A 23,751-nucleotide genomic window follows, 5' to 3' on the forward strand; every position below is an offset into this window, starting at 1 on the left:
ACACACACTATGAAGCTGAATAAAATTATCACCACTGCAGGATTGAGCCTCGGCTTAACTTTACCAAGCTTAGCTATGGCTGCACCTACAACATTTGTGCATCTATTTGAATGGAACTGGCAAGATATAGCCCAAGAATGTGAACAGTTTTTAGGGCCCAAAGGATATGCTGCTGTACAGGTATCTCCGCCTAACGAGCATATTACAGGTAATCAATGGTGGACTCGCTACCAACCTGTGAGCTACCAACTGCAAAGCCGTGGCGGGAACCGGACGCAGTTTATAGATATGGTTAATCGATGTAATTCGGCAGGCGTAGATATATATGTTGATACCCTAATAAACCATATGGCTGCAGGCAATGGTACTGGTACCGCCGGTAATAACTTTGGTAATAAACAATATCCTATTTATAGCCCACAAGATTTTCACCAAAGCTGCTCAATTAACCCTGAAGATTACGGTAATAACCGCTATCGTGTGCAACATTGCGAGCTGGTAGGGCTTGCCGATTTAAATACCGCTTCAACTTATGTGCAAAATACGTTAGCGGCCTATATTAATGACCTGCAAGCTTTAGGTGTTAAAGGCTTTAGGTTTGATGCTGCTAAGCATGTTGCTGCAAGCGATATTCAAAGTCTAATGGCTAAAATAAATGGCTCGCCAGTGGTGTTTCATGAGGTGATAGATCAAGGTACTGAAGCGGTAGATGCTTCAGAGTATTTAAGTACAGGTTTAGTTACTGAGTTTAAATATAGTACCCAACTTGGTAATGCGTTTAGAAATGGCTCGCTTGCGTGGCTAAGTAATTTTGGTGAAGGTTGGGGTTTTATGCCAAGTTCATCAGCTGTGGTATTTGTTGATAACCATGATAACCAACGTGGGCATGGTGGTGCGGGTAATGTAATTACTTTTGAAGATGGCCGTTTATACGACCTAGCTAACGTCTTTATGTTGGCGTATCCGTATGGGTACCCAAAAGTCATGTCGAGTTATGACTTTCATGGTGATACCGATGCAGGTGGGCCAAGTGTGCCAGTGCACAACAATGGTAACTTGGAATGTTTTGCAAGCAAATGGAAGTGTGAGCATCGTTGGTCGTACATTGCTGGTGGTGTTGATTTTAGAAATAACACTGCCGATAACTGGGTTGTAACAAACTGGTGGGATAACACCAATAACCAGATTGCATTTGGGCGAGGTAGCTCAGGCCATATGGCAATTAATAAAGAAGACTCAACTTTAAATGCAACAGTTCAAACAGATATGGCTGCTGGGCAGTACTGTAACGTATTAAAAGGTGAGCTTTCGGGTGATGCTAAAAGCTGTAGTGGTCAGGTTATTACAGTTAATAGTAACGGCACTATTAACCTAAATGTGGCGCCATGGGATGCCATGGCTATTCATAAAAATGCTAAATTACTACAAGGCTCGCTTCCTAATAACGGTGGTGATTGGCAAAGAACCGTTGTTTTTATCAATGCGCAAACACAAAGCGGGCAAGATATGTTTGTTCGTGGTGGAATAGATCACATTTATGCGAATGCAAACCTTGGTAGAAACTGCCAAACAACGAACATTGAATGTGCCATGCCTATTCGTCACAACAATTTAAAAAACAACACCACTTTGCCTTGGAAAGCAAACGATAATTACCTAGATTGGTATGGTATTGAGCAAGGTCAAAGCAGTGAGGCGCAAGGTACCGCGATGGATTGGACTACTAATATATGGCCTAGTGAATTCGGGGCACAAAAAACGGTAGATAATGATGGTTTTGGCGTTACACCACTTAACATATGGGGCGAACACTACTGGATGCTTGATGTTGATATGGATTGCAGTAAAGCCGTTAACGGCTGGTTTGAACTCAAAGCATTTGTAAAAAATGGCCCTGAGTGGGAGGGCGATATAAATCAAGCAAACACCCCATATGCAAGCACTAACCATATGGCCCAGTGCGGCAAAATTAATATGTTTGAATTTAATAGCTCAAGTGTAGAGGTACGTGACTTTTAAATATGCACTTTTAATCATGTACTTTAAAACGTGATTATTATCTAAAAACCAAGTGTGTTAAAACGCACTTGGTTTTTATTTTTTACATGCACCTAATTAGCTATGTAATTTCATAGTGTGTTTATAAATCAGCTGGTATTATCGTTTTATTCGCTATTTAAAATTAAAGCAACTCAATGAAAAACTTTAATAAACTAACTTTGCTAAGCACTCTCGCTGCAGCTTTATTTATAAGCCATAGTACGCATGCAAACATGAGTCCTGTAGGGCTTTGGAAAACCATTAATGAAGACACCAAAGAAGCAAAGTCGTACGTACGCATTACTGAACAAGATGGCGTACTGACTGGCAAAATTGAAACAATACTCAATAAAGCCAAGCAAGATGCGCTTTGTAGCGAGTGCAACGGTGATAAAAAGAATCAGCCGATGCTAGGCATGACCATTATTGAAGATGTAACTTATGCCGGAGATGGTAGTTGGGAAGACGGTGAAATACTCGACCCAAATAACGGTAAAACCTACAGTGTGCGCCTAACTCCAAAGCAAAATGGTGAACAGTTAGAAGTGCGTGGTTATGTGGGCTTTTTTTACCGTAACCAATACTGGTTAAAAGTAGAGTAATTAAGGGTTAAAAAGCGCTGCATGGCAGCGCTGTTTGTATACTAAATAGTTACAGAGTTTCAGCGTACTCTGTCATCACTTGTTCTACCCAGGTGGCAATACGCTCGTCGCTTAGTTCGTACTGACTATCTTCGTCTAATGCTAAACCAACAAATTGTTTACCGTCTTCGGTAAGGGCTTTAGACGCTTCAAATTCGTAGTTACTGTCGTTAGGCCAAAAGCCAAGTTGAGTAATGGCTTGGGCATTTATTTCATCATGAAGCATGCCTAATGCGTCTTGAAACCATTGGCCATACCCTTGCTGATCGCCCATCCCAAATAAGGCAATGGTTTTACCATTTAGGTCAACGTCTTTTATGTCGTCCCACTTTGATTCCCAATCTTCTTGAATTTCGCCAAAGTCCCACGTAGAAATACCAAAAATGATAAAGTCATATTGCTCAGCGTTTTTTAGCGGCTCGTCTTTAATATTATGTAAGCTGACAATGTCGGCGCCAATAATATCGCGTATTTTTTCTGCCGCCATTTCGGTATAGCAGGTAGTAGAACCAAAAAATAAACCAATCTGCATCGTATTTATCACTGTGTAATTGCCTGTTATGATAGGCTCAAGTTTACCGTAAGGTATTTTTAATTGATACCTTCTCCCGTGGTATTACCAACATGAGATCACAACGTGACAACGCTATCTGACGATTTACCTGAACAAAACACTGAGCTAAATAGCAATAGCGACTTTTTAGAAACCTTTCTTGATAGCCTCTATTTAGAACAAGGCGTAAGTGAAAATACACTGAGCGCTTATCGCAGTGACTTAGATAAGTTTTGCCAATTTTTAAAAGGCGAAAACTTAATGACGGTAACCAGCTTAGATGTTGAAAGTTACTTGGCACACCGTGTTGATTTAGGGCTAAAGCCACGCAGTACTGCGCGTAGCATTAGTGCATTAAAACGTTTTTATCAGTACTTTGTACGCGAAAAAATAATTAGCGACTCACCTATGGTCAATATTGCTCAGCCTAAAGCGGGGCAATCATTACCAAAAACGCTTTCTGAAGCCGAAGTAGAGGCACTATTAAGTGCCCCCAATATAGAAGAGCCAATGGGGCTGCGCGACAAAGCCATGCTAGAGCTATTGTATGCAACGGGCTTGCGGGTAACTGAGCTGGTAGGGCTGAGAATGGAGCAAATAAATTTGCGCCAAGCTGTGGTGTTTGTAAAAGGTAAAGGAAATAAAGAGCGATTAGTGCCTTTAGGTGAAGAGGCTATGTATTGGCTGGAGCAATTTTTAAAGCTTGGGCGAGCACAAATGATAAAACATGCCACCGATTTTGTCTTTCCCTCTAAACGTGGGGTGGGCATGACACGACAAACTTTTTGGCATCGGATTAAACACTATGCTATTTTGGCATCCGTTGAGTCGCCGTTATCACCTCACACTTTGCGACATGCATTTGCAACGCATTTATTAAATCATGGGGCTGACTTGCGTGTGGTGCAGATGATGCTTGGCCACAGCGACCTATCAACTACCCAAATTTATACGCATGTAGCGAATGAGCGATTAAAATCGGTGCATGCTGAGCACCATCCTCGTGCTTAAGCGAATTTTTTTGTCACTAAGCCGGTCATATAGACACGATAAGATAAGTATTTTTTAGGATAGAGAACCCGTTATGAAAAAATTAATGTTAGCAGGTGCCATGTTGTGCACTAGTTTGAGCGCTTTTGCTAATGGCGTTGCAGTAACACCCGATGCCAATGATCCTATCGTGACAAAATTTGCCGCGCTTGGAGTAACTGTAAAACAAATTAACCCAAGTCCGGTTGCAGGCTTAAAAGAATTGATTACCAATAAAGGGGTGCTATATGCAAGCCCTGACGGTCAGTTTTTAATGCAAGGTACGCTAATCGATTTAAACAACCGTAATAATTTAACCGAGCAAGCACTTAATGGTGTGCGCCAATCAGGGTTAAAAGAATACGAAGATTCAATGATTGTGTATAAAGCGCCAGAAGAAAAACACAGCATTACCGTGTTTACAGATATTAGCTGTGGTTACTGTCGTAAATTACACCGAGAGCTTGATGACTTACTTGAGTCGGGTATTACGGTTAAATACCTCGCATTTCCACGTGGCGGCCTACAGGGGTCAGGTTATGCTGATTTAATGAATGTGTGGTGTGCTAAAGATCAGCAAGAAGCACTTACTGAAGCTAAATCGGGCTCGGATACACAAATTGTAAAAGATTGTAGCGCACCCGTTGCAGAGCATTACCAATTAGGCCAAAGTTTTGGTGTTAGTGGTACACCGGCTATTATTTTAGAAGATGGCACGATGATCCCAGGCTACCAACCAGCAGCCGCATTAAGCGCTGCGCTTGAGGCGAATAAAGCAGGTTAATTAAAAACCTGAGTACCTGTTTAAAAAGGCCTTTATGGCCTTTTTTTGTCTTTTTATTATGAATATCATAAGTTAAAAAACCAGCATGAAAAAAATGATTATTGCGCGAGAACCCGTTGACGACTCTCATCTACCTAGTCATCTACATCCTGTTATTAAGCAAATTTATGCCACGCGTAACGTCTGCCATGCTGATGAATTAAATAATAGTGCGGCTACTTTACTCGACTTTAAGTTGTTTAAAGATATAGACAAAGCCAGCCAACTGTTAATTGATGCACTGCATGCACAAAGCAAAATACTTATTGTTGGCGATTTTGACGCCGACGGCGCAACCAGCACCGCCACCTTAATGCAAGGGTTGGCCATGTTTGGCTTTACCCATTTAGATTACTTAGTGCCAGACCGCTTTAGTTTAGGTTATGGCTTAAGCCCAGCATTGGCTGAGCAAATAGTGACTATGCAGCCCGATTTAGTGATCACCGTAGATAACGGTATTTCGTGCATTGCAGGGATTGATATTGTTAAAGCCGCAGGCATTAAAGTGCTGGTTACAGATCACCATTTACAAGGCGAGCAACTGCCGAATGCCGATGCTATTGTTAATCCTAATCGTCATGACTGTGATTTTCCTTCTAAGTCGATAGCTGGTGTTGGTGTGGCGTTTTATTTACTTATCGCACTGAGAAGTGCGCTGCGTGAACAAGGCTACTTTAACCAACATCCTATGCCAAATATTGCTGACTTACTCGATATTGTAGCCCTTGGTACGGTGGCCGATGTGGTGGCTCTGGATGCGAATAACCGTACGTTAGTGCATCAAGGCTTGGCACGTATTCGCAGCGGTAAAACGCGCCCAGGTATCACCGCACTGATTGAAGTGGCTAATCGTAATGCAGCTCGTTTAAGTGCCAGCGATTTTGGCTTTTCATTAGCGCCGCGTTTAAATGCAGCTGGGCGCCTAGATGACATGAGTTTGGGTATAGCTTGCTTACTTAGCAACGACATAAATCAAGCAAGGCGCATAGCCGGCGAGCTTGATAGCTTAAACTTTGCCAGACGTGAAATAGAGCAAGGTATGCAAGTAGAGGCGCAAGCCGTGCTCGATAGGCTAGCATTTAAAGAAGATAGTGTGCCTGATGCTATTTGTTTGTATCAAGACGATTGGCATCAAGGTGTTATTGGCATTTTAGCGGGGCGCTTAAAAGAAAAATACCACCGCCCAACCGTGATATTTGCGGGTGGCGAAAACGGTGAAATAAAAGGTTCATGTCGCTCTATTGAAGGCTTGCATATGCGCGACCTGCTTGAGGGGTTAAACACTGCGCAGCCTGGTTTAATTAATAAATTTGGCGGCCACGCAATGGCGGCAGGTTTAAGTATTAACGAGCAACAATTTACTGAGTTCAAACGCGCATTTAATAGTGCAGTTAGCGAGCAACTCAGTGAAGAAAGTAAACGCTGTATTGTATTTACAGATGGTGAGTTACCTAATGATTGCTTTAGCATGGATTTTGCCCAGCTTTTAAAACAATCGGGCCCGTGGGGGCAGCAGTTTCCTGAGCCGATATTTGAACACACCTTTGAAGTAATCCAGCAGCGTATTGTGGGTGAAAAACACTTAAAGCTAGTATTAAAGCATCAGTCTGCACGCTTAGTGGATGCCATAGCCTTTGGCATTGATGTAAAAGCGTGGCCAGATACCGAGGCGCAGTTTGTTAAAGTAGCGTATCAGCTCGATATAAATGAATTTAGAGGTAAATTTAGCTTACAACTTATAGTTAGAGAGCTTGAAAAAGTGGGCTAAAAAATATCTTCAAACCATGCATAAAAGGCTAATAAAACGCGCGGTTTTTTGTTAAAATCGGGCGTTTTTATTATTTAATGATTTTTAATTGCGCTCGGTTTCTTTTTTAAGTGCGCAATAACCTAGCCATTTTGGAGTAATGTACATGTTTGAAGTGAATCCTGTGATTAATCAAATCAAGGAAATTCGCGAACGTACTGAACTGCTTCGGGGGTACCTTTGACTACGCTCTTAAACAAGAACGTTTAGAAGAAGTTAACGCCGAACTTGAAGATTCAGCCGTATGGAATGAGCCTGAGCGCGCACAAGCCCTTGGTCGTGAAAAGTCAGCACTAGAAGCCGTGGTTGAAACAATCGATAACCTTGTTGCTGGTACTGACGATGTTGAAGGTTTAGTAGAGCTTGCTGTTGAAGCTGAAGATCAAGACACCTTTGATGAAGCACAAAGCGAACTAGCTGATTTAAACCAGCAGCTTGAAGGGCTTGAGTTTCGTCGTATGTTTTCAGGCTCTCACGATTCAAACGATGCCTACCTTGATTTACAATCAGGCTCTGGCGGTACTGAAGCACAAGACTGGTGTAATATTTTACTGCGTATGTACTTACGCTGGGGTGAAGCTAAAGGCTTTAAAGTAGAGCTTGTTGAGGCGACCGATGGCGATGTTGCTGGTATTAAAGGCGCAACAGTACGTTTTTCTGGTGAGTATGCATATGGTTGGTTACGCACTGAAACAGGCGTACACCGCTTAGTTCGTAAAAGCCCATTTGATTCAAGTGGCCGCCGCCATACCTCGTTTGCATCTGCGTTTGTTTACCCAGAAGTTGATGACAACATTGAGATTGATATTAATCCGTCTGACTTACGTATAGACGTTTACCGTGCATCAGGCGCGGGTGGTCAGCACGTAAATACCACTGAATCGGCAGTACGTATTACCCACGTACCAACCAATACCGTGGTGCAGTGTCAAAACGAGCGCTCGCAGCATAAAAATAAAGCCCAAGCAATGAAGCAGTTAAAAGCGAAATTATTTGAGCTTGAGCTGCAACAGCAAAATGCTGAAAAGCAAAGCCAAGAAGACAACAAGTCTGATATTGGCTGGGGAAGTCAAATTCGTTCATACGTACTTGATGACTCGCGTATTAAAGATTTACGTACTGGCGTTGAAAACCGTAATACTCAAGCGGTACTCGATGGCGACCTAGATAAATTTATTGAAGCCAGCTTAAAATCTGGTTTATAACCACCAAGCTAAAAAAGAGCTAAAAAATGACTGATCAAATCCAAGACGAAAATAAGTTAATCGCTGAGCGTCGCGGCAAATTAGACGCTATTCGCGAAAATTGCCCAGCCAACGGTCATCCAAACCAATTCCGTCGTGAGCATTACACGGCAGATTTGCAGGCTGAGTTTGGTGATAAGAGTAAAGAAGAGCTAATCGAATTACAGCACGTAGTATCGATAGCAGGTCGTATTCTTGCTAAACGTGGTCCATTTATGTCTATTCAAGACATGAAAGGCCGTGTGCAAGCATATGCCTCAAAAGACGTTCAAAAAGATTTAAAAGCAAAATATGGTCAGCTTGATATTGGCGATATTATTGGTGTTAAGGGCGCGCTGAACAAATCAGGTAAAGGCGATTTATACGTAGAAATGACAGAGTACGAACTGCTGACTAAGTCACTTCGTCCACTACCAGAAAAATTCCATGGCTTATCAGATCAAGAAACTAAATACCGTCAACGTTATGTTGATTTAATAACTAACGAAGCAACGCGTGAAACATTCCGCATTCGCTCACAAGTAGTTGAAGGCATTCGTCGCTTTTTAGCTGACCGCGATTTTATGGAAGTAGAAACGCCAATGCTACAGGTTATTCCTGGTGGCGCGACGGCACGTCCGTTTGTAACGCATCATAATGCGCTTGATATCGACATGTACTTGCGTATTGCACCAGAGCTTTACTTAAAGCGTTTAGTGGTAGGTGGTTTTGACCGCGTATTCGAAATTAACCGTAACTTCCGTAACGAAGGGTTATCGACACGCCACAACCCAGAATTCACTATGATTGAGTTCTACCAAGCGTATGCTGACTACATTGATTTAATGAACATCACCGAAGACATGTTACGTACAGTTGCAACTAATGTACTGGGCAGCCCAATTGTGGTTAACACCACTAAAGATGAAAACGGCGACGTTGTTGACTCAGTAGAGTACGACTTTGGTCAACCATTCACGCGTTTAAGCATGGCAGATGCTATCTTAAAATATAACCCTGAGTTTGATGCTGCGGTATTTAACGACCCAGAAAACCACTTTGAAGAATTAAAAGCGTACGCTAAACAAGTACACGTTAAAATTCCTGAAAACTGCGTATGGGGCCCAGGTAAGTTCTTATGTGAAATATTTGAAGAAACGGCTGAGCATATGCTTATCCAACCTACATTTATCACAGGCTACCCGTGGGAAGTATCTCCACTTGCACGTCGTAACGACGAAAATCCATTTGTAACTGATCGTTTTGAATTTTTTGTTGGCGGTCGTGAATTAGCAAATGGTTTCTCAGAGCTTAACGATGCACAAGATCAAGCTGAGCGTTTCACGCGTCAGGTTGAAGAGAAAGACGCTGGTGATGATGAAGCAATGCACTATGACGAAGACTACATTCGCGCACTTGAGTATGGTTTACCACCAACGGCAGGTGAGGGCATTGGTATTGACCGTTTAGTGATGCTATTTACTGACTCATCAACTATCAAAGATGTTATTTTATTCCCGCACATGCGCCCACAAGCTGACTAAGCTTGAAGGAATAAACTATAAAATTATTAACGCCGCTAATTAGCGGCGTTTTTTTTGCCTTATTGTTTGTGAGACATTGCCTAAACTTTATATTAGGGCTTTTAATTAATAAGTACTACACTGATAATAAAATGTAAGTACAAAGGGATATTAACCTTTAATTCAGTTTCATTATCATAAAGTTGCCTCACTGCTTAGCAACATTAAAGCAGTGCTATAACTTTTTGGTATGATTGTTTTTTAAACATTATGTTGTATTTATGTGAATTTTTTAGCTAAAATATGGCCGAAATTTGTACACGGTCATTATTAGTCGTAAAAATAAAAATTTCTAAAGGACTTAGATAAATAATATGAAAGCTAAACGAGTAGAGTCTTTACCCGATGAGAGCACCACAGAGCAACAGCGACAAGCTTATTACCGCGCATGTATTGCTGAGTTTCAAAAATTGGGCTACCAAGAGCAATACCTAGCAGAGCTTACGGATGAACTAGTGCCAGTGATGGGTGTTAACTCAAGCACTCCAAATACCTAACCTGATTAATTTTCAAACTAATTACACTTTAAAACCAGACATGTGTGCAATCTATAGCCATATAGTCACTTTTGTCAGAAAAGTGTTTGACATATTTTCTGAAATCTTTATTATACGCCCCACAAGACGGAGAGGTGTCCGAGTGGCCGAAGGAGCTCCCCTGCTAAGGGAGTATAGAGTTTGTAGCTCTATCGAGGGTTCGAATCCCTCCCTCTCCACCATTTTTTAAATGGCGAAATCTTGTAAACGTAAAGATGGGCGCATAGCTCAGCTGGATAGAGTACCTGGCTACGAACCAGGCGGTCGGAGGTTCGAATCCTCCTGCGCCCACCACTCTTTACACACTCTGCTTAGAGTTAAAACAAGCAAAATGAAAGTGGGCGCATAGCTCAGCTGGATAGAGTACCTGGCTACGAACCAGGCGGTCGGAGGTTCGAATCCTCCTGCGCCCACCACTTTCAACTCTCACTTAGAGTATAAATAAGTAAATATGAAAGTGGGCGCATAGCTCAGCTGGATAGAGTACCTGGCTACGAACCAGGCGGTCGGAGGTTCGAATCCTCCTGCGCCCACCACTTTCTATTACTACAAAAGTTAATAGAAAAGAAACCGACGAAAGTCGGTTTTTTTATGCCTGAAATAAAGTGAATATGGAAAAGTAGTAAGCTACGAACCAAGCGGTCAGAGGTTCACTCTTAAAAGATACGTCCTGCGCCCACCACTTTCTATTACTACAAAAGTTAATAGAAAAGAGACCGACGAAAGTCGGTTTTTTTATGTCTGAAATAAAGTGAAATTTAAAAATGTAGTAGGCTATGAACTAGGCGGTCGGAGGTTCACTCTTACAAGATACGCCCTGCGCCAGCACTTTCATACATAGGCAGACACTAAGTCGGTTTTTTTGTGCCTGAAATTTGAGAAAGTCTTAAGCTATCAGTTAAACCCAACTAAACACAGCAGTTAAAATTTCAAGCAGACGTGGAGCTTGCTTACGTTAAAAGCGTCGCTTTTTATTTATAATGTTTTAATCACTTCTCTAGAAGCGCAGCGCCTCTTAACCTCTTTGTGAATAACGGCTTTAAAAACTTAAATATACAAAGAACTTGCTTATATTAGCAGCGCAGCTTCTCATTCCTAAAACCTAAAACCTAAAACCTAAAACCTAAAACCTAAAACCTAAAACCTAAAACCTAAAACCTAAAACCTAAAACCTAAAACCTAAAACCTAAAACCTAAAACCTAAGCTGCTCTTTAAACTCGGCTGTGTTATTTTGAACGTCTTGTTTAAAAGGATCTTGCTGTATGTTTAAAACCGTATTTTTTATATTCTTATTTATTTTAAGCGCACTTTTTACTGTTACCGCACACGTAAATGAGGCTAAACATACAATCGCCGTAGGTGCAGAGCAGTTTGCTTTGTACTTACCGCAATTAAAAAATAAGCGTGTAGGGCTGGTGGTTAATCAAACTTCTGTAGTGGGGCAAACGCATTTAGTTGATAGCTTGCTTACTAAAAACATCAATATTACTAAAATTTTTGCACCTGAGCATGGCTTTCGAGGCGATCATGACGCGGGAGCGCATGTTAAAAACGCCGTTGATAGCAAAACCGGTATTCCACTGATTTCTATTTACGGTAAAAACAAAAAACCAAGCGCCAAGGTGCTAAGCGATGTTGATATCATTATTTTTGATATTCAAGATGTAGGCGTGCGCTTTTATACCTACATAAGCTCTATGCATTACATGATGGAAGCCGCAGCCGAGCAAGGTATTGAGTTTATTGTGCTTGATAGGCCAAACCCCAATATTGCTTACGTTGATGGGCCAATACTTGAGCGCGACTTTAAGTCGTTTGTAGGCATGCACCCAATACCCGTGCTGCACGGCATGACGGTAGGCGAGCTTGCTAAAATGATCAAAGGCGAGGGCTGGATCAATCAAGCTGCTAATTTACAACTGAGCGTGATCCCTGTTGCAGGCTACACCCGCACAACGCCATACAGTTTGCCGGTAAAACCAAGCCCTAATTTACCCAACGATCAATCAATAGCGCTGTATCCGTCGTTGTGCTTTTTTGAAGCAACCCCTGTTAGCTTAGGTAGAGGAACTGACTTTGCATTTCAGGTTATTGGTTATTCACCAGTAGCACTTGGGGACTTTAGCTTTACTCCGCGTTCAATAAAAGGCGCAGCGCTTAATCCTAAATTTAAAGACCAAATGGTGAAAGGGATTGATTTACGCCATAGTAATATCACAGGCTTAAACTTAAATTATTTAATTAATGTTTACCAGCAACTGACTCAGGCTAAGCAGGTGTTTTTTGAACGTGCCGATTTTATGGATAAACTCGCAGGAACTGATCAGCTCAGACTTGCCATAGAAGCGGGGCGAACAGCTGAGGAAATTAAGCAAAGTTGGCAAGCGGGGCTTGAGCAATTTAAACAGCAAAGAGCGCCTTATTTGCTCTACCAATAAAGGAATGAGTGTGTATTTAAATTTTTCCGTGTTAGCAAAGCGTACTTTTTTTAACGCACTGACAATTACGCTTTGCTTTATTATTACCGGTTGCAGTGGCGCAAGCAGTGCAATTAAATCTCAGCGCCCGTTTATTCCTAATCAAATACAGAGCCTCGCTAATGCGCAAGTTATTGCTACCTTTCCTGAGTCCAACCCCAGTAGCCGAGAATATGTAAATAATCGTGGGACCTTTAAAGCATATAAAGGGCGAGGGCAATTATTACTACAAAATGAAAGTGCCTTAAGTGCCGATATTTATATTAATAATAAAAAGTTAGCGCTTGATACCCTGCAAAAAAATACTGAGTATGCCTTTAATTTAGGGCAGTACACTCACAACGGAGTTAATACTTTTAAGGTTGATAACATTCAACCAGCTAACGGTAGTTTAACTCTGCGATTTGCCTTTGCTACTCTAAATAGCTCAGTGGCTAAAACCATTGATTTTAGTGCGGTAGATAAGCTAATAGAAAAAGATGTAAGTGCGGGCTTTCCTGGTGCGGTATTAGCGGTAATTAAAGCGGGTAAGATATTAAAATTAACCGCTTATGGTGATGCCAAGCAATATCAGCAAAATGACTTAATGTTGTTACGCCCAGAGCCCATGCAAACAAATACACTCTTTGATTTAGCCTCAAACACAAAAATATTTGCTACTAACTTTGCGTTAATGAAACTAGTAAGCGAAGGGCAATTAAACATAAATAACAGAGTGAGTGATTACCTAACAGAATACCAAGGCGATGGACGAGAGCTGCGCCAAGTTAAAGATTTACTCACTCATAAAGCCGGTTATCCGCCAGTGTTCGACTTTCATCGAAAAGACACCCGCTATGGCGAAGCGTTTTTTTCACAAGCCAGCGACACCACTAAACAATTATTGCTTACCAGCGTACCACTAGCTAGCGAGCCAAGCGCCCAGCATGTTTACTCTGATATTGATTACATGATTTTAGGGGTTTTAATTGAGCGTATTAGCAGCCAACCACTCGACGAATACCTAGAGCAGCATATTTACGCGCCTTTAAAGCTTAACAACACTTTATTTAACCCCCTTAAAAAAGGCTTTAACCGTCAGCAATTTGCCGCCACGGAGCTTAGTGGTAATACCCGAGATGGGCGTATTCATTTTGATAATATTCGCACCAATGTGTTGCAAGGACAGGTGCATGATGAGCGTGCTTTTTACTCACTTGATGGTGTAGCAGGCCATGCAGGACTATTTAGTAACGCCCCCGATTTAGCCGTTTTATGCCAAGTGTTGCTCAACAAGGGCGGTTACGGCGATAAGCAAATTTTTAATGCCAGTAGTTTGGCGCAGTTTTTAACCCCACAAAGTACCGATGAAACCTACGGCTTAGGTTTTCGTCTTGCAGGAAATAATCAAGCGCGGCGCTGGCACTTTGGCCCGTATGCCAGCCCACAAGCTTATGGACACACAGGTTGGACTGGCACAGTAACTGTGATTGATCCCGCTTACGATTTAGCCATCATCTTACTTACCAATGCACGCCATTCACCAATTAAAGGTAGTGAAAAACGTTATCAGTTTGTAGGTAAAAATTTCGAAACCGCTCAATATGGTTCTATTGTTTCATTAATTTATGAGGCGCTGTTAAATCAGTAAACTCAGTGAGTGACTTAATGGTGTAAATCTATTAAGTTAACTGCTTACTATTAACTAACCAAGGCTGTTAAAGCCGCGTTTATTATAAAAATTAAAAAGGTTTGTTTATGCATTGGTATTCTATTTTGCCACCACTGATAGCCATTATTATTGTGTTTTGGCGCAAAGAAGTCATTATGGCGCTGCTTGTTGCGGTAATTTCATCGGAATTTTTACTCGCATTACAAGGTGAAGGAAATAGCGTATTTACTACGTTTTTAAATAGCATTGAGCGCATAGTTGCTGTGGCCAGTTCTCCCGGTAATACCCGTATACTCATCTTTAGTATTTTAATAGGCGCCTTACTTGCCTATATTCGCGAATCGGGCGGTGTTGCTGCTACTGTTAATTTACTGATGAACAAAGGCGTTGCTAAAAGTAAGCGCCAAGTGGGCTTTTTAACTATGTTTACCGGCGTTGCGGTATTTATAGAGTCAAACTTAAGTGTGCTTACCTCGGGTATTTTATCTCGCGGCCTGTTCGACAAATTTAAAATGAGCCGCGCGCGTTTAGCTTATATAATCGATAGCACCAGCGCCCCTGTGTGTATTTTAATTTTATTAAATGGCTGGGGTGCATTTGTACTGGGCTTGTTAGGTAATTACGAATTAGGCGAGTCGGCAGTATCGGTATTGTGGGGCAGCGTAGGCTATAACTTTTACGCCATAATTACCTTGGTTATTGTTTTTTATACCATTGCGTTCGATAAAGTACACGGGCCAATGAAAGTAGCCGAGCAAAAGTTAGAGCTACAAAAGACTGAACTAAAAGAAGAAGTAACAGGCTCTAAAGCACGCTTTATGCTAGTACCATTGCTTACGCTGATTGTTAGCATGGTCGGTTTTATGTTTTACACCGGTAACGGGGTACTTGCCGAGGGTAGTGGTTCAAAATCGGTATTGTACGCCACGGTACTGGCTATTGTTGTGGCCTATTGTTTAATGATTGGTTCGCGCCAGTTTACCCACCACCAATTAGTCGATACCGGCTTTAAAGGCATGGGCGAATTACTCCCACTGGTAAGTATTGTATTGCTCTCACTCACCTTGGGCGCAAGCTTAAAAGAGCTAGGTACAGGCGTGTTTGTCGCATCTTTGGTTGGCGATTACTTACCGATATATTTAATAGTGCCAGTGCTGTTTTTAACCGGTGCGGTTATGTCGTTTACTACAGGTACATCTTGGGGCACATTTGCCATACTTATCCCCATTGGCGTACCGCTTATTCAAGCGCTTGGTTTACCGCCATCGCTGGTTGTAGGCGCTATTTTAGGTGGCGGGATATTTGGCGATCATTGTTCCCCTATATCCGACACCAGCGCAGTATCAGCCATCGCCTCGGGTTGTGATTTACTCACCCACGTTAAAACCCAATTACCTTATGCGTTAGTGGGCGGCGGCCTAACGTTTATGGCGTACTTAGTAACGAGCTTAATTGTGTTATGAAATTTGATTATTTAAATACTCAAAAGCTTGCTTAATTGCAGGCTTTTTTGTTTACACGTAGGTTGGGTTGAGTGACACGAAACCCAACTAGACTCCCATCTATATTTATTATTTTTGTAGGCACTTAGCAGTTAGCGTGTCGGACGTTAGTCCATAACTAATAATGGATATAAAGATAAATAAAGGTGTTTAACATTCTAGCCTTATAAAAAACTCATTATTTTGTTGTAAAAGAGTTAGAAGCTAAACGCTAGTGTTTCGAGTTAATTATGAAACTTTGTTCTAAATCATTGATGAAAAAAACTTTTTAAATTAGTATAAAGATGCTCTTGATGGGATTGAAGTTAAGTTGTTGTAGCTTCAGTTTGTCTTATGTCTTATAAGGCAAGGTTCACTTATTTATATAGGTGGGCAAATCTAATCTCTACACTTAGGTGTTTGGTTTAACCAAAATGTCAATTTCAACGACATGTTATCTAATAGTATCTACACCCATCTTGAGCTTTTTAAGGGAGTTTCATTACATGGATAGTAAATTAAGTAAAAATATAAGTAGTTTAAGTGATCAAATCTGGTTTACGAGAAAATGCAGGATTAGAGCTTCGGAAAGGCTTCTGTCTAATTATTTCCATTCAAATTTAATACTAGTGTGGTACTCCTTCCTAACCTTTTCTTTTTCTGTATATTTAATTAAAGACCCAGACTTTTTTAATCAGCATACAGATATAATAATGGTTCTTACTACTGGGGCCGTCTTTACTCTTTCATTATTCATTCCTCAATTGAATTTAAAAACTAGATACGAAAAGTTGAAAAAGAATTATATTGCAATGCAAGGGCTAGTGTCTGAGCTTTCTTTATGTGAGTCGAAAAATACCTTTTTCGAGATTCAAGGAGACTATCAGGAGCTCCTTGACTCCGTAGAGAACCACAGATCCTTTGACATGCTTTATTTTGTTCATTTTGAAGCGGATAAAAACTGTAGTAGGGAACTATCCTTTTCTGAGGTATTAAGGCTTTATGTTTATGTTTTTATTCGTACTTCATTCATAACTTTAGCCTATACTTTTCCCATCTTTAGCGTGGTTTTTTTATGAATGAAAGTAAATTTTTTAACACTATATTTGAGAAAGAAAATCTTACAAATGTTTATCTAAAATATATCCATTTTACTCCTTCTACTGGTGTTGATGGAATTAGTGCTAATGAAAAATATAACTATGAATCAGAAATAGATCTGATAATTAGGAAAGTCCACACCAGAACATATAAATTTAGTAAATATAAGGAAAAGTTGATTTCAAAAGGAGCCGAGAAATATCCAAGAGTGATATCGATACCTACCGTTAGAGATCGACTTGTTTTAAAAGCGCTTCATTTATTTCTTCAAGGAATTTTTCCTGAAAGTTCAAAAACACTTATTCCTCAAATAATGCTGGATAAGATTAAGCAAGACGTCAAAAAAACGTGCTTTAAATCTTTTATCAAAATTGATATAAAAAATTTTTACCCAAGTATTGAACATGATTTATTGCTAAATAAAGCATTTAAAAAAATTAAAAGTAATGAAGCTAGGGATTTAATTAATAAAGCTCTTACGAACCCCACTGGTATGAAGGCTAACACTCAGGGTGTTCCCCAAGGACTATCAATTTCTAATATCCTAGCAGAAATGTATGTTAATGATGTTGATAATACATACAAAAGTTCTGCACTAATTTCTTATAATCGATATGTCGATGATATATTGATATTTTCTGAAGAGAGCAAGCCAAAGATACTTTTGGATAAAATTATAAATGACTTTGAATCATTAAAATTGGAGTGTCACCATTATGATAATTTGGGCAGTAAAACCAAAATTGGGTCTTTAAACGAAAGTTTTGACTTTTTAGGGTATTGGATTAATAAGCGTAGGCTTACGGTTAAAAAGGAGTCTATTTGGAGGGTGGAGAACTCTATAGCTAAAATTTTAAATGCCCATAAACATATACCTCAAGCTAAAAAATATATAACGGAAAATAAATTAAATTTAAGGATTACTGGTTGTATATATGAAGGTAAGCGAAGAGGGTGGCTTTTTTATTACTCTCAAATGGAAGATGAAACAGTTTTATATAGACTTGATGCTACTGTAAAAAAACTGCTCAAACAGTCGAAGTTGAATACTATTATTAACCAAAAAAAGTTCTCCAAAGCTTATAAGGAGTGTGCAAGAGATGTTATTGAAAATCACAAGTATATTATTAACTTTGATGGATATACATTAGCAGAGAAAAGAAGTTTATTATCAAGCTACATGGATGTTGCGATAATCGAAGCGTTAACCCCCGATACTGTGAATTCTTTATTTACTAAAAGAGTACGACATCTTATCAGGGATTTAGAAGAGGATATTAGAGACAATAGCTAATATTGTAGAAATACTCACATTATTAAATGCAATCCATAGGATATATTCGTACTAAGTGTCAACCTCTATATAGATTTCCAACTATAAAATTACTTAAGTCCCACACTGCTTAGCTCCAGCTCCAGCTCCAGCTCCAGCATGCTTCAGCGCAATAATCTGCCCTTTGCCGTTATGTGCCATAGCGAGTATGTCACCCGTATTTATATTACTTTCAACTGCATGTTTTCCTTTTAAATCACTGAGCAGTGACTGCTTAATTTGTACCAGTACTTCGTCATTGCAGCTGGCTATGTACCAGTCGTTGTCGACCTTTACGAGCGTGCCGTATTCTATATGGTGTTGTTGATGGCGGCGTAAGTCGTTTGCTAGTTGGGTGTCGAGCGCGCGTTTTTGTTGCGTTATAGTGCTTGCGTAGTTACCTGTTTGATCTATTTCATGCGTTGTTATAAACGAGTAGTCGTGTATGTCTATGGTGTTTAATACGGTTTTAGGGGCAGTATTTATCACGTTGTTACTGTCGAGAACTATAAAAGCCAGTAAGCCCAGTGCGCAGGTAAGGCTTGTGAGTTGCAGGGCAAAGCCAAGATTTTTAGGTTGTTTTTGGATTACGCTATGTTTTAACGCCTGTTGCTGAGCATGCGAAAGTCTGGTGCGTGCTTTACGCTCGTTATAATGTTGTGTGAGCTTTTCATCAAACTGCTCATCAGGCTTATTCATTACGTTCTCCTAATAATTGTTTTAGGTTTTGTTTGGCGTAGCGTAGCCTTGTTTTTATGGTTTGGGCGTTGCTTTGCGTTATAAGCTCTATGTCGGCAAGGCTAAAGCCTTCTTGTTGTAATGTGATGGCTTCGCGCTGCACAAAGCTAAGTTGCTTGAGCGCAGCATTAAACGCTTCATAACTTATGTGTGTGTCACCTATATGCGAATCACTATTTGTTAATTCACTTTGATTGTTATTTTGCGCAGGTAGTTGGCTGTTTTCGTCAAGCTCTACAAAGTGTTGCTGTTTGCGGTATTCGTCTATTAGGGTGTTGCGTGCGAGTCGAAATAACCAGGCTTTGGGCGTGGTTTGTGCTTGGTAAAGGTGGCGCTTTTCAATAACCTTTAGCCATGTTTGTTGGCTTACGTCGTATGCTAAATGTGTATTAGACTGGGTAACTAGGTAGTGATATAAATCGTTACTGTATAAGGCAATAAGCTGCTCTAAGTGGCGGTTGTCGCCACTTTTTGCATACCGCGCCATGCAGTCTTTGCTTGGCGCTTCAAATAACCATGACTTAATACTCAATAGCATAGGCGCTTATTCCTTTACTGCGAACTGTCTAATTTAAAATCAAGCTGTACGGTTTGACCTGTTTGTAATTGTGCCACACCTTCAATTACTTTTGGGCGATATTTCCAGCGTTTAATTGCGCGAAGCGCTTCGCGATCAAATATGCGTTTTGGCTCGGAATTTACTACCGTGGCATCAATCACTTCACCAGTGGGTGAAATATTAAAGCTAAGTTGCACCCAGCCTTCTATACCATCACGAGCTGCGCTAGTTGGGTACTTTGGATTTATGCGCACAATGGGTGAAGCATCTCCCGTAGGGCGGGTCAGTGTTTGCTTCATATCGTTACCAAATCCGTCAATTACTATGGGTGGTGTTGTGCTTATTGCTGTTATTGGCTCATTACTAGGTGTTACACGTGGTGGTGCTTTAGGCGGCACTTTAGGTGTGGGTGGTGGCGGTATTCTTTTAATATGCGTGGTTTGTTTATCTTCTGGTGCTTGAAAAATCTCAACAGTAATATCATCACCCAATTTTATAGGTGCTCTTTGTTCGCCACTAATTAAGTATTGCATAAAGGCAAATGCAATAAAGGTCATCACAGCACCGCCAATAACAGCTGTTGATGTTTTGAACATGGGATTTTTAGGAAATTCAAGTGTGTGCATAAGCCGCTCCAAATTAACTTATTATGTTGTTTCAGAGCTATAACGGCTGAAAAATAGAAAAGGGGTTAAATAGTTTTAAAATTTAATTGTTTTTATCTAAATATAGTAAAACTAATATTGAGAACGACTTTAATATTTATGCTGAATTTGTCTTTGCTGAACCTGAAAAATTGCGGGAACTTGCCGCTACCTATCCAATAATAGCTAAAAAGTTGAGTTTGTTTATTACCGCGTATACGCAGTTTTCGGCTAAATATAAGCAAGACTTTGAAGATTATTTTGCGAGAACCGGTTTGAGTGATATTGCTGTACAGCCTGATAATTTTGAAATGACTATCCATTTAGATTTAAGCGATATTAAGCCACAGATAAGCCAGTAATGTATTAAGTAGTAAAAATAACAAAAAAGAGGGGAGGCTCCCCTTTTTTGTTATGCATTATTAATGCTTTGAATGGAAACTTAATTTTTCACGTCATCTTCGTGAAGATCTTTAAACAGCTCCCCTTGGGGATGCTCAAAAAATTCATCATCATCTTCATCTACTACCAACATTTGATCTTGCGCGGTAGTTTCTTCAATACGCGGATCCATCGTAGCTGCGAGTGGCGAGTTTGTAACATCGGACGTACCGACCACATAATCACTGGGTTCAGGCTGCTCTACTTTTTGTTTAGAATTAATAAACGTGAGTAATAAGTACATAGCCACGGTTAATAGCGAAATTGATGCATACAATGCTTGGTGACCAAAGTAAGTCATCAGCTGTGCGTTAACTGTTGAGCCTATTGCTGCACCGGCGCCAAAAGCGACTAATAATGCAGATGATACGCCTACGCGCTCTTCGTCCTCAACACGCGAATTAGCTAGCGCCGAACAAAGCGGATATAAAGTAAACGCAAATAAACCAAAGATAAAAGTGAGTATGTAAGCTGTTAGTTGTGAAGTAGGCAATAAAAACAATGCCAAACTTACAACACCGATAGCTGCTGCATTAGTTCGAATTAATACGCTACGACGAACGCGATCAGAGAGCATCCCCATTGGCCACTGGGCTAGCAAACCAGCAAAAATAGTCACTGACATAAAAATAGCAATTTCTGCGGCACCAAAGCCAGATAGCTTAGCAAATATAGGCGCTAGGCCATAAAAACTACCATTGATAATGCCTGCAAAGTGCACCGCAGTAAGCGACTGTGGCACTTTTTTAGCGTAATCAAACAGGCTCATTTTTATCGGCTTTAACGGTTTTGGGTGAATTCTACGAGTGATAGAAATTGGAATAATACCGATAGCCAACGCCATGCATACTAAAAATAGCGGTGCATACCCTAGCTCAGGAAATTGTGCGAGCGCTAGTTGGCCTAAAATCATCCCTAAGTAAGAGGTGATCATATAAAAAGAGAAGACTCGCCCGCGAGACTCAGGCGCTGATTGTTCGTTTAGCCAGCTTTCTAGCACCATGTAATTACACATCATCCCTAAGCCAACAAAAAGCCTAAGGCCTAACCAAATATATAGATTGTCGCTTACTCCGTGTGCGGCCACACAGGCTGTCACTGCAGCGGTACTAGCGGCAAATGTTCTGATGTGACCCACCGATTTAATTAAATGATAGCCAAGTTTTGAACCCAGTAATAAGCCAAGGTAATAACACGAGGTCATTAGGCCTATCCAAAACGTAGACGTGCCTTGTTTACCTAAATACAGGGCTAAATAGGTTGTAAGTAAGCCGGTACCAATAATTAAAAATAAATTGGCAAAATATAGTGATGGAAATGATTTCATTTAAATGCAAATTATTGAGCTAAGACAACTAGATACTAGAGCAAGCATGAAGGTTTTCCAAGCTGTAAAAAATGTGTTCTGTAATAATGATCACGTAACGTAAGAATATAGAGTGTCCGATAAATTATTTATTAATAAAAATAGCTTTGGATAAAATAGCGACCTAAAAATCGGGCGGGTGAGTGCAATGCTAGAATAGCGAGTGTATTGCAGGTATTATGCTTAAAGATAATTTTAAGCATTACTTACTCTTTAGAGAGGAAGTTAGGGTCTGTTGACCTTTTAAGGTTAAATTTGCAGCAGTCTGTTTGGTATTTAGGCAAGGCAGCGCATATGTGGTGTGGTTATTCCCCATAAATAGGCGATAACGCAGCATCAATGCCAAACAGGCGCTGCCCGAAGGGTTCTGCCTAGGGGCGATTTACTCTTTGTTGCTCGGTTTTTACTTAGCCCACTAGGTTACAAACCTCGCGCCGCGATTAAACAGCCCCTAGTTTGAACAAATTTTAATCCGCAAAGGTCAACAGACCCTAATGGCAGCAGTAATATTTTTTTGGAATTAAAAATGACCAGTGATAATCAAGCTATAAATAAGCGTAAAAAGAATAATCCGCTTATCGAAATCGTATTTAATATCATCATACCTTCAGTCATTTTAATGAAATTTTCAGGGCCTGAATATTTAGGCAGCGTGATTGGCTTAATTGTGGCGCTTATATTCCCTATTAGTTACGGTATTTATGATTTTATAAAAGCGGGCTCATTAAATTTTATTTCACTTTTGGGCTTTTTAAGTACTTTGCTTACCGGTGGTATTGCGCTGTTTGAGCTTAATGTTGAGTGGTTAGCAATTAAAGAAGCGGCTATACCAGCAATCATTGGTTTTACCGTGCTGATGTCGGGCTTTTTTGGTAAACCCTTGCTAGCCAAGCTCTTATTAAACTCACTTTTATTTAAGTTAGACACTATTTACGATGCCCTTGATGAGCGCGGCAATACGCAAAACTTTAAACAAAAGATTACTAATGCTAATTACTTATTAGCGCTGACCTTTGTGTTTTCATCAACGATGAATTACCTCTTAGCTAAATGGATTGTTACTAGCCCAGCAGGTAGCGTGGAATTTAACGAGCAACTTGGTGAAATGACGCTATTGAGTTATCCAGTGATCGCGATTCCATCTATGATAATGCTGATTGGAATTTTTATTTATGTGATTAAAGTGCTGACCAAGCTGACCGGTATGAAGTTTGAAGAAATGGTTAATGCCGAGTAGATATAACGCATAAAAAACCGTTGTTTAGCAACGGTTTTTTTTGCTATCAATATTTACTTGTAGTGAGAGTAAAGTTGGTAATTAGTTCTGTGGTACGGAATAAGTTTATAGTTTGGTTGTAAAAAAGTGACTAAGTCGGTGAGTTCAGATACGGTCATGGTATCGTTAAATACCGTCATTTTTGAGCTGCCATCTTCATTTCTGGCGTCGGGTCTATAAGGCCTAGAAAACCGATGTGAGGGGTTGATCACTGACGTGACCAGCTCAGCATAAGAAATTATTTTGGTTTTATTACCTCCTAGCTTAATAGAAATATCGTCATGTTTTGTTACGCTGCTATCTTCAACGCCTGCAAGGGTGTGACATGCCAAGCACTTATATTTTAAAAACACGGCTTTACCTTGTTCTGCATTCCCCTCTGGCAAGCTAAAACCTCGTGGAGAATCAACTCCTTTATCACAGCCTGTGAGTGCAATTAAACACACGAGTGTATTTCATGAGAGCTCCT

At 40.4% G+C, this 23,751-nt stretch carries 21 protein-coding genes and 4 tRNA genes; 19 read left to right on the forward strand and 6 right to left on the reverse strand.

Annotated features, from left to right (window positions below):
* Window positions 1-9 precede the first annotated feature (9 nt).
* Window positions 10-2,019, forward strand: coding sequence for an alpha-amylase (locus ACZ5WS_RS06265; protein ID WP_464711178.1), 2,010 nt, complete (start codon window positions 10-12; stop codon window positions 2,017-2,019).
* 176 nt (window positions 2,020-2,195) lie between these two features.
* Entirely contained in the window at window positions 2,196-2,642 is a 447-nt protein-coding gene (locus ACZ5WS_RS06270) for a DUF2147 domain-containing protein (RefSeq protein ID WP_464711180.1), read from the forward strand.
* 49 nt (window positions 2,643-2,691) lie between these two features.
* On the opposite strand, the gene fldB is transcribed toward ACZ5WS_RS06270, so the two are convergent.
* Window positions 2,692-3,213 (reverse strand): flavodoxin FldB, encoded by a 522-nt coding sequence (fldB, locus tag ACZ5WS_RS06275; protein ID WP_008467792.1) that lies wholly within the window; start codon window positions 3,211-3,213, stop codon window positions 2,692-2,694.
* 105 nt (window positions 3,214-3,318) lie between these two features.
* Here fldB and xerD point away from each other — a divergent pair, with 105 nt between their 5' ends.
* The 15 genes from xerD (at window position 3,319) to ACZ5WS_RS06350 (ending at window position 18,240) form a co-directional block, all read left to right on the forward strand.
* Window positions 3,319-4,245: a site-specific tyrosine recombinase XerD gene (xerD, locus tag ACZ5WS_RS06280; protein ID WP_464711182.1), complete on the forward strand. Its 927-nt coding sequence runs from the start codon at window positions 3,319-3,321 to the stop codon at window positions 4,243-4,245.
* A gap of 73 nt (window positions 4,246-4,318) precedes the next feature.
* Entirely contained in the window at window positions 4,319-5,047 is a 729-nt protein-coding gene (dsbC, locus tag ACZ5WS_RS06285; RefSeq protein ID WP_138606619.1) for a bifunctional protein-disulfide isomerase/oxidoreductase DsbC, read from the forward strand.
* A gap of 85 nt (window positions 5,048-5,132) precedes the next feature.
* Window positions 5,133-6,854, forward strand: coding sequence for a single-stranded-DNA-specific exonuclease RecJ (gene recJ / locus ACZ5WS_RS06290; protein ID WP_464711184.1), 1,722 nt, complete (start codon window positions 5,133-5,135; stop codon window positions 6,852-6,854).
* 145 nt (window positions 6,855-6,999) lie between these two features.
* A protein-coding gene (gene prfB, locus ACZ5WS_RS06295; protein ID WP_109874146.1) for a peptide chain release factor 2 occupies window positions 7,000-8,098 on the forward strand; the annotation gives its coding sequence in 2 pieces (ribosomal slippage) (window positions 7,000-7,074 and window positions 7,076-8,098; 1,098 coding nt in all).
* Between the two features lie 26 nt (window positions 8,099-8,124).
* Window positions 8,125-9,660, forward strand: coding sequence for a lysine--tRNA ligase (lysS, locus tag ACZ5WS_RS06300; RefSeq protein WP_054201888.1), 1,536 nt, complete (start codon window positions 8,125-8,127; stop codon window positions 9,658-9,660).
* Window positions 9,661-10,013: 353 nt separating this feature from the next.
* A complete protein-coding gene (locus tag ACZ5WS_RS06305) occupies window positions 10,014-10,196 on the forward strand; it encodes a hypothetical protein (protein ID WP_138606615.1) in 183 nt (60 codons plus the stop codon).
* A gap of 128 nt (window positions 10,197-10,324) precedes the next feature.
* Window positions 10,325-10,417, forward strand: a tRNA-Ser gene (locus tag ACZ5WS_RS06310).
* 35 nt (window positions 10,418-10,452) lie between these two features.
* A tRNA-Arg gene (locus tag ACZ5WS_RS06315) sits at window positions 10,453-10,529 on the forward strand.
* Between the two features lie 45 nt (window positions 10,530-10,574).
* Window positions 10,575-10,651: transfer RNA gene (locus ACZ5WS_RS06320), tRNA-Arg, on the forward strand.
* A 43-nt stretch (window positions 10,652-10,694) separates the two neighbouring features.
* A tRNA-Arg gene (locus ACZ5WS_RS06325) sits at window positions 10,695-10,771 on the forward strand.
* Between the two features lie 727 nt (window positions 10,772-11,498).
* Window positions 11,499-12,674: an exo-beta-N-acetylmuramidase NamZ family protein gene (locus tag ACZ5WS_RS06330; protein WP_464711186.1), complete on the forward strand. Its 1,176-nt coding sequence runs from the start codon at window positions 11,499-11,501 to the stop codon at window positions 12,672-12,674.
* Between the two features lie 10 nt (window positions 12,675-12,684).
* Window positions 12,685-14,343: a penicillin binding protein PBP4B gene (gene pbp4b, locus ACZ5WS_RS06335; protein WP_464711188.1), complete on the forward strand. Its 1,659-nt coding sequence runs from the start codon at window positions 12,685-12,687 to the stop codon at window positions 14,341-14,343.
* Between the two features lie 107 nt (window positions 14,344-14,450).
* A complete protein-coding gene (locus tag ACZ5WS_RS06340) occupies window positions 14,451-15,827 on the forward strand; it encodes a Na+/H+ antiporter NhaC family protein (RefSeq protein ID WP_464711190.1) in 1,377 nt (458 codons plus the stop codon).
* A gap of 524 nt (window positions 15,828-16,351) precedes the next feature.
* Window positions 16,352-16,924, forward strand: coding sequence for an SLATT domain-containing protein (locus ACZ5WS_RS06345; RefSeq protein ID WP_464711192.1), 573 nt, complete (start codon window positions 16,352-16,354; stop codon window positions 16,922-16,924).
* A complete protein-coding gene (locus ACZ5WS_RS06350; protein ID WP_464711194.1) occupies window positions 16,921-18,240 on the forward strand; it encodes a reverse transcriptase domain-containing protein in 1,320 nt (439 codons plus the stop codon). The genes ACZ5WS_RS06345 and ACZ5WS_RS06350 overlap by 4 nt, the downstream gene beginning before the upstream one ends.
* Before the next feature lie 93 nt (window positions 18,241-18,333).
* On the opposite strand, the gene ACZ5WS_RS06355 is transcribed toward ACZ5WS_RS06350, so the two are convergent.
* The 3 genes from ACZ5WS_RS06355 to ACZ5WS_RS06365 are packed head-to-tail and all read right to left on the reverse strand — an operon-like array spanning window position 18,334 to window position 20,181.
* The gene (locus tag ACZ5WS_RS06355; protein ID WP_464711196.1) at window positions 18,334-18,957 is read right to left on the reverse strand and encodes a hypothetical protein; all 624 of its coding nucleotides are present in this window, start codon (window positions 18,955-18,957) and stop codon (window positions 18,334-18,336) included.
* Window positions 18,950-19,534 carry a sigma-70 family RNA polymerase sigma factor gene (locus ACZ5WS_RS06360; protein ID WP_464711198.1) on the reverse strand — a complete coding sequence of 195 codons (585 nt, stop codon included), beginning with the start codon at window positions 19,532-19,534 and terminating at the stop codon, window positions 18,950-18,952. The genes ACZ5WS_RS06355 and ACZ5WS_RS06360 overlap by 8 nt, the downstream gene beginning before the upstream one ends.
* Before the next feature lie 14 nt (window positions 19,535-19,548).
* Entirely contained in the window at window positions 19,549-20,181 is a 633-nt protein-coding gene (locus ACZ5WS_RS06365; protein ID WP_464711200.1) for an energy transducer TonB, read from the reverse strand.
* An 86-nt stretch (window positions 20,182-20,267) separates the two neighbouring features.
* Here ACZ5WS_RS06365 and ACZ5WS_RS06370 point away from each other — a divergent pair, with 86 nt between their 5' ends.
* Window positions 20,268-20,561, forward strand: coding sequence for a hypothetical protein (locus ACZ5WS_RS06370; protein WP_464711202.1), 294 nt, complete (start codon window positions 20,268-20,270; stop codon window positions 20,559-20,561).
* Window positions 20,562-20,641: 80 nt separating this feature from the next.
* On the opposite strand, the gene ACZ5WS_RS06375 is transcribed toward ACZ5WS_RS06370, so the two are convergent.
* Window positions 20,642-21,967, reverse strand: a complete 1,326-nt coding sequence (locus tag ACZ5WS_RS06375) for an MFS transporter (RefSeq protein WP_075169800.1) — start codon at window positions 21,965-21,967, stop codon at window positions 20,642-20,644.
* A 565-nt stretch (window positions 21,968-22,532) separates the two neighbouring features.
* Here ACZ5WS_RS06375 and ACZ5WS_RS06380 point away from each other — a divergent pair.
* Window positions 22,533-23,243 carry a VC0807 family protein gene (locus ACZ5WS_RS06380; protein WP_178956543.1) on the forward strand — a complete coding sequence of 237 codons (711 nt, stop codon included), beginning with the start codon at window positions 22,533-22,535 and terminating at the stop codon, window positions 23,241-23,243.
* A gap of 53 nt (window positions 23,244-23,296) precedes the next feature.
* On the opposite strand, the gene ACZ5WS_RS06385 is transcribed toward ACZ5WS_RS06380, so the two are convergent.
* Window positions 23,297-23,728, reverse strand: coding sequence for a cytochrome C (locus ACZ5WS_RS06385; RefSeq protein ID WP_464711204.1), 432 nt, complete (start codon window positions 23,726-23,728; stop codon window positions 23,297-23,299).
* Between the last annotated feature and the right edge of the window lie 23 nt (window positions 23,729-23,751).

It is taken from the genome of Pseudoalteromonas sp. 11L1 (assembly GCF_055397545.1).

Bases quoted from the DNA above. Each gene is read 5' to 3' on its own strand.
- dsbC (WP_138606619.1), top strand. From the start codon at position 4,319: ATGAAAAAATTAATGTTAGCAGGTGCCATGTTGTGCACTAGTTTGAGC.
- ACZ5WS_RS06355 (WP_464711196.1), bottom strand. From the start codon at position 18,957: ATGAATAAGCCTGATGAGCAGTTTGATGAAAAGCTCACACAACATTAT.
- ACZ5WS_RS06345 (WP_464711192.1), top strand. From the start codon at position 16,352: ATGGATAGTAAATTAAGTAAAAATATAAGTAGTTTAAGTGATCAAATC.
- lysS (WP_054201888.1), top strand. From the start codon at position 8,125: ATGACTGATCAAATCCAAGACGAAAATAAGTTAATCGCTGAGCGTCGC.
- ACZ5WS_RS06305 (WP_138606615.1), top strand. From the start codon at position 10,014: ATGAAAGCTAAACGAGTAGAGTCTTTACCCGATGAGAGCACCACAGAG.
- ACZ5WS_RS06350 (WP_464711194.1), top strand. From the start codon at position 16,921: ATGAATGAAAGTAAATTTTTTAACACTATATTTGAGAAAGAAAATCTT.
- ACZ5WS_RS06270 (WP_464711180.1), top strand. From the start codon at position 2,196: ATGAAAAACTTTAATAAACTAACTTTGCTAAGCACTCTCGCTGCAGCT.
- recJ (WP_464711184.1), top strand. From the start codon at position 5,133: ATGAAAAAAATGATTATTGCGCGAGAACCCGTTGACGACTCTCATCTA.
- ACZ5WS_RS06375 (WP_075169800.1), bottom strand. From the start codon at position 21,967: ATGAAATCATTTCCATCACTATATTTTGCCAATTTATTTTTAATTATT.
- ACZ5WS_RS06360 (WP_464711198.1), bottom strand. From the start codon at position 19,534: ATGCTATTGAGTATTAAGTCATGGTTATTTGAAGCGCCAAGCAAAGAC.
- ACZ5WS_RS06380 (WP_178956543.1), top strand. From the start codon at position 22,533: ATGACCAGTGATAATCAAGCTATAAATAAGCGTAAAAAGAATAATCCG.
- ACZ5WS_RS06340 (WP_464711190.1), top strand. From the start codon at position 14,451: ATGCATTGGTATTCTATTTTGCCACCACTGATAGCCATTATTATTGTG.
- ACZ5WS_RS06265 (WP_464711178.1), top strand. From the start codon at position 10: ATGAAGCTGAATAAAATTATCACCACTGCAGGATTGAGCCTCGGCTTA.
- fldB (WP_008467792.1), bottom strand. From the start codon at position 3,213: ATGCAGATTGGTTTATTTTTTGGTTCTACTACCTGCTATACCGAAATG.
- ACZ5WS_RS06365 (WP_464711200.1), bottom strand. From the start codon at position 20,181: ATGCACACACTTGAATTTCCTAAAAATCCCATGTTCAAAACATCAACA.
- ACZ5WS_RS06330 (WP_464711186.1), top strand. From the start codon at position 11,499: ATGTTTAAAACCGTATTTTTTATATTCTTATTTATTTTAAGCGCACTT.